This window comes from Paenibacillus sp. 01T422 (assembly GCF_056398785.1).
In genome coordinates, this window is the sequence record NZ_JBFTQB010000487.1 from 1 (window position 1) to 4,809 (window position 4,809).

Consider the following 4,809-nt stretch of genomic DNA (forward strand, 5'->3'; position numbering starts at 1 on the left):
TTCTTATTCAAAAGCGTTTAAAGTGATTGCAGTGCCGAGCGCTCCGACGAATGTAACGGCGAACGCAGGGAACGGAGTAGCAACAGTTAGCTTCGACGCCCCAGCGAGTAATGGAGGAAATGCGATCACAGGCTATACGGTCACGTCCAGTCCGGGAGGATTCACAGGAACTTCTGCATCCGTGAGTCCAATCACAGTGACGGGACTGACGAATGGAACAGCGTATACGTTCACGGTAGTCGCGAAGAATGGTGCAGGCGATTCCGCRTCATCGGAGGCGTCATCGAGCGTTACACCGACTGCGCCGATTGTTGTCGTGCCAGATGCTCCAACGAATGTAACAGCGATTTCAGGTGATGGAGAAGCGACGGTTAGCTTTGACGCCCCAGCGAGTGATGGAGGAAGTGCGATCACGCAATATACGGTCACGTCCAGTCCGGGAGGATTTACAGGAACCTCTGAAACCGCGGGTTCGATCACAATCACGGGACTGACGAATGGAACGGCGTATACGTTCACGGTAGTCGCGAGGAATATTATAGGCGACTCCGCTGCATCGGCGAGTGAGACGCCCGTTGTGCCGAGCGGTGCGCCGAGCTCCCCAAGGAATGTAAGGGTGAGTGCAGGGAATGGAGAAGCGACAGTCAGCTTTGACGCCCCAGTCAGTGATGGCGGTAGTAAGATCTTCTACTATAAAGTCGCATCCGATCCGGGAAGATTCATAGGAACTTCTATGACCGCGAGTCCGATCACAGTGACAGGACTGACGAATGGAACTTCATATACATTCGTAGTATACGTGGAGAATTATGCAGGCTTTTCGGCAATATCGGAGGCGTCATCGAGTGTTACACCGACTGTTACACCGACTGCACCGATTGTTGTGCCGATTGCACCAGGCACGCCAACGCATGTAACGGCGACCGCAGGTAATGGAACGGCAACGGTTAGCTTCAACGCCCCGGCGAATGATGGCGGGAGTGCGATTACGCTTTACACGGTTACGTCCAGTCCAGGGGGATTCACGAAAACTTCTGTAACCGCAAGTCCCGTTACGTTTACGGGACTGACGAATGGAACAGCGTATACGTTCAAGGTAGTCGCGAAGAATGGTATAGGCGATTCGGCGGCATCGGAGGCGTCAGCGAGTGTTACACCGACTGCGGCGATTGTTGTGCCGAGTGCACCAGGCACGCCAACGAATGTAACGGCGACCGCAGGTAACGGAACGGCAACGGTTAGCTTCGACGCCCCAGCGAGTGATGGCGGAAGTGCAATTACGGGCTATACGGTTACGTCCAGTCCGGGAGGATTCACGGGAACTTCTGCAACCGCGAGTCCGATCACAGTCAGGGGACTGACGAATGGAACGGCGTATACGTTCACAGTAGTTGCGACGAATGGTGTAGGCGACTCCGCGGCATCATTGGCATCAGTGAGTGTGACGCCGATTAGTGTGCCAGGTGTGCCAGGAGCGCCAACGAATGTAACAGCGACCGCAGGGAATGGAGCAGCGACCGTCAGCTTTGACGCACCGGTCAGTGATGGCGGTAGTGCGATCATGCTGTATACAGCCAAGTCAAGTCCGGGAGGATTTACAGGAACCTCTGCAACTGCGAGTCCGATTACAGTCACGGGACTGACGTATGGCACGGCATATACGTTCACGGTAATTGCCACAAATGTAGTAGGCGACTCCGCGGCATCGGTGGCATCGGCGAGTGTGACACCCGTTGCGCCGATCGGTGTCGGTGTGCCGAGCGCTCCGAGGAATGTAACGGCGAGCGCAGGTAATGGCAAGGCAACGGTTAGCTTCGACGCACCGTTGAACGATGGTGGTAGTGCAATCACGGGGTATACGGTCACGTCCAATCCGGGAGGATTCACAGGAACCTCAGCAACCGCGAGTTCGATCACAGTCACGGGACTGACGAACGGCACGGAATATACGTTCACGGTAGTTGCGAAGAATGGGGTCGGATCAAGCGCAGCGTCCGCTCCGTCCAAGGCTGTTATGCCAAGAGGCAGTGGAGGTAGCGGCGGGTCGGGCGGTTCTGGTGGAAGCGGTGGAAATGGCGGAAGCTCCAACATTGACCCGATTCGCTCAACAAACGGGAATCTTACGCTTCCGTTAGGAAAACTTGGCGAGATGAGCTTGGATGGCAAGATCCTCATTACTGTTCCAGCTAATGCTTCAGACAAAGAATTGAAGATAACGATAGAAGAATTAAGTGAGATTCCTGGCCTGCTGGCGAATCATGAGGTGCTGGCAAGCTCTATATTCGAGATTCTAAAGAATTACTCGGGCAATTTTAGTAAACCGGTGACATTGACTTTTACCTTTGACCCGACCAAGGTAAAGGATAATCAAACAATAGCCTTGTTCTATTATGATGAAGGAAAGAAGGCTTGGGTAGAAGTTCCTGGAGGCAAGATCGACGGGAACCAGATCCGCGTAGAGGTTAACCATTTTACGAAGTTCGCGGTGTTTGTAGTGGATAAAAAGTCGGGCTTGCCCATCGTAGCGACTGAGTCCACGGAAGTTAACTTTAGCGACATCGCCGGTCATTGGGCGGAAGAGACAATCAAACAAGCGGTGCGGCAGGGAATCGTTAATGGCTACACGGATGGCAGCTTTAAACCGGACGCAACGATTACGCGTGCAGAATTCGTTACGATGCTAATGAATGCATGGAAGCCTTCAAATGGAAACACAACGTTAAGCTTCACCGATACGAATGAGATTCCTACTTGGGCGAAGAAAGCGATCACTCAAGCTGTAGAATCCGGCATCTTGTCAGGCTACACAGATGGTAGCTTCCGCCCGGACGGGAACATTGCGCGGATGGAAATGGCGATGATGATTGCTAAGGCGTATGGCGCGAAGATCCCAACGGATGTCGCGACTGGCTTCTCCGATGAAAGCGAGATTCCAGAGTGGGCCAAGGGAGCGGTGTTCATGATTAAACAGATAGGCATCGTCAAAGGACGCGACGGTAACCAGTTCGCACCTAAAGAAACGGTAACACGTGCCGAAGCTGTGACGGTGATCATGAACCTGCTTCATGTGAAGAAAATCGAATAGGATTCGAGATATGGAGACCTCTAGGCATAGGGGTCTTCTTTATTTTGGCTTTTTAGATGATACGGTGATGGTTAACCGCTCTGCAAACTCTAACGTTCGGCATGGGTGAAGATCAAGGAAGTGATTGAGTTGTCAGACGTTTTTATTTCTAGGAAGTATCCAAGACACAGCACTCAACACATGTGGAGTGTTGCTCACTGTTGGTCAGGAAAATCCAATGAGGTTCAAATGTAATCACTTTTCCTGTATCAACAACACAATCAATCATCTTCTTCAGTATAACCATTGGGTTCGGTACATGAAGTAAAAAGGCATGGCATATTGCAATATCGTACTTTCTTTCCAAAGCAATCTCCTGAATGTCGAGGAAGCCTTGTGCTTTGGATAGATCGATGGAGTCAAAAAGAAAATTTCTGAAACGGAGCTGGCTCAGAGGTTGTCACCTAGAAGTAAAAAAAGCTCATGGACTGAATTAAATAAAGAACGTGTCCGCCACCTCGAAAAGTTGGGGTTAATTAGAGACGAAGGAAGAAGGGTTCTTCCTATTATGGATCGCTGGAATCGTTCTGGAGAGCAGTAATTTTGTTCGGCAGATACAGCGCATTGTATAAATTTTCCATGGCAAAATCTTTAATCTAATTAATCCCAAGTGGTAAGTCCTTCATCACTTTGGAAGAATTAGCTGTTCCCTTTTCTAATAATATAATTGAACACTTGAAGCTCAATGATAAACAAACCACTTCCCAATCGAGTATTATGCTTAATGCTTGTCGGCAATTCATAGCTGAAGATATTACCCATGAGCAACTGATCCAGCAAACTGTAAAATATGGATTTGTAAATGTGCTGGATGCATTTCATGTAGTGAACCAGGGGGATATCCTTGTTAAATTTTTCGAAAATGACAGGAAGGCAAAGCAAAAGGGTATTGTCATAACAGATGACTTGTTCAAATTACAGGAAACCAATTCTTTGGGAAGCTGACCGAGATTGAACCCGATGGATCAGAGGGAATCCCTCGAATTTACTATCTGCACGAGTTGGAGAGCTTCGTAATAATTAATAAAGTCGTGGATGAGCTAAAGATTTCTTCCCGCGCAATGGACAAGCGTGTGCTGTTAAATCTAATCGCAGATATGTTGGAGAAGAAGAAATCCGGAGATTATCGAGTTATTGATGAGGTAGAGCTCTTGGCTCTGCAAGAGGGGTTAGCTAACCATAAACTGGCTTCGGTTCAGCATGTGAAACTCCAACGTCCAGTGCCTGATATCGGCACAAAAGTACTGCTATTTGACCCTAGATATAAGCTGCAAAGTGAAATGAGCCCTAATATAGTCTAGTCGAAGAAGATGAGAATAAGAATGAAACGGGAAAACCGAAAAAGGTAGATATCGATAAAATGCACGCTTATCGAGATTCAATTCGCGATGGAATGAATAATCCAGTCCATTCAATACGTGGCAATCCTTTATCCAGGAAAAACTGTCAATTACACGGCTGGATTAACTGCAGTTAGGGCATATCCAAATGAAGACGAGAAATTAGGGATGACTTTAATTGAAGTATTGAAAATGGAGATTAATCATTGTATAAGTTCTGGAATTTCGCAGGGCTGATGAAGAAATATAAACTGTTATATGGCAATTTTAACTTATGACTAAGACATTCTTAGGAGGATTGGCTAATGGAGTTTTTCTCAAAAATATGGAATTTAGTAGATACAA

3 protein-coding genes and 2 pseudogenes are annotated in these 4,809 nt (G+C 48.2%); all 5 read left to right on the forward strand.

All coding sequences use genetic code 11. The features are described from left to right. Window positions 1-3,085, forward strand: a 3,085-nt coding sequence (locus tag AC1DUA_RS23875; protein WP_477502141.1) for a fibronectin type III domain-containing protein, incomplete at its 5' end; no start/stop codon positions are given. 355 nt (window positions 3,086-3,440) lie between these two features. Further along, window positions 3,441-3,638 (forward strand): annotated as a pseudogene (locus AC1DUA_RS23880) (YdeI/OmpD-associated family protein); the annotation flags it as partial. Window positions 3,639-3,754: 116 nt separating this feature from the next. Beyond that, complete coding sequence (locus AC1DUA_RS23885) at window positions 3,755-4,069, forward strand: hypothetical protein (protein WP_477502142.1); 315 nt, start codon at window positions 3,755-3,757, stop codon at window positions 4,067-4,069. Between the two features lie 116 nt (window positions 4,070-4,185). Continuing rightward, window positions 4,186-4,425 (forward strand): hypothetical protein, encoded by a 240-nt coding sequence (locus tag AC1DUA_RS23890; protein WP_477502143.1) that lies wholly within the window; start codon window positions 4,186-4,188, stop codon window positions 4,423-4,425. 14 nt (window positions 4,426-4,439) lie between these two features. Next, window positions 4,440-4,601: pseudogene (locus tag AC1DUA_RS23895) on the forward strand (hypothetical protein); the annotation flags it as partial. Window positions 4,602-4,809 lie beyond the last annotated feature (208 nt).

Coding starts and splice junctions, on each gene's coding strand:
- AC1DUA_RS23890 (WP_477502143.1), top strand. CDS start 4,186: ATGGACAAGCGTGTGCTGTTAAATCTAATCGCAGATATGTTGGAGAAG.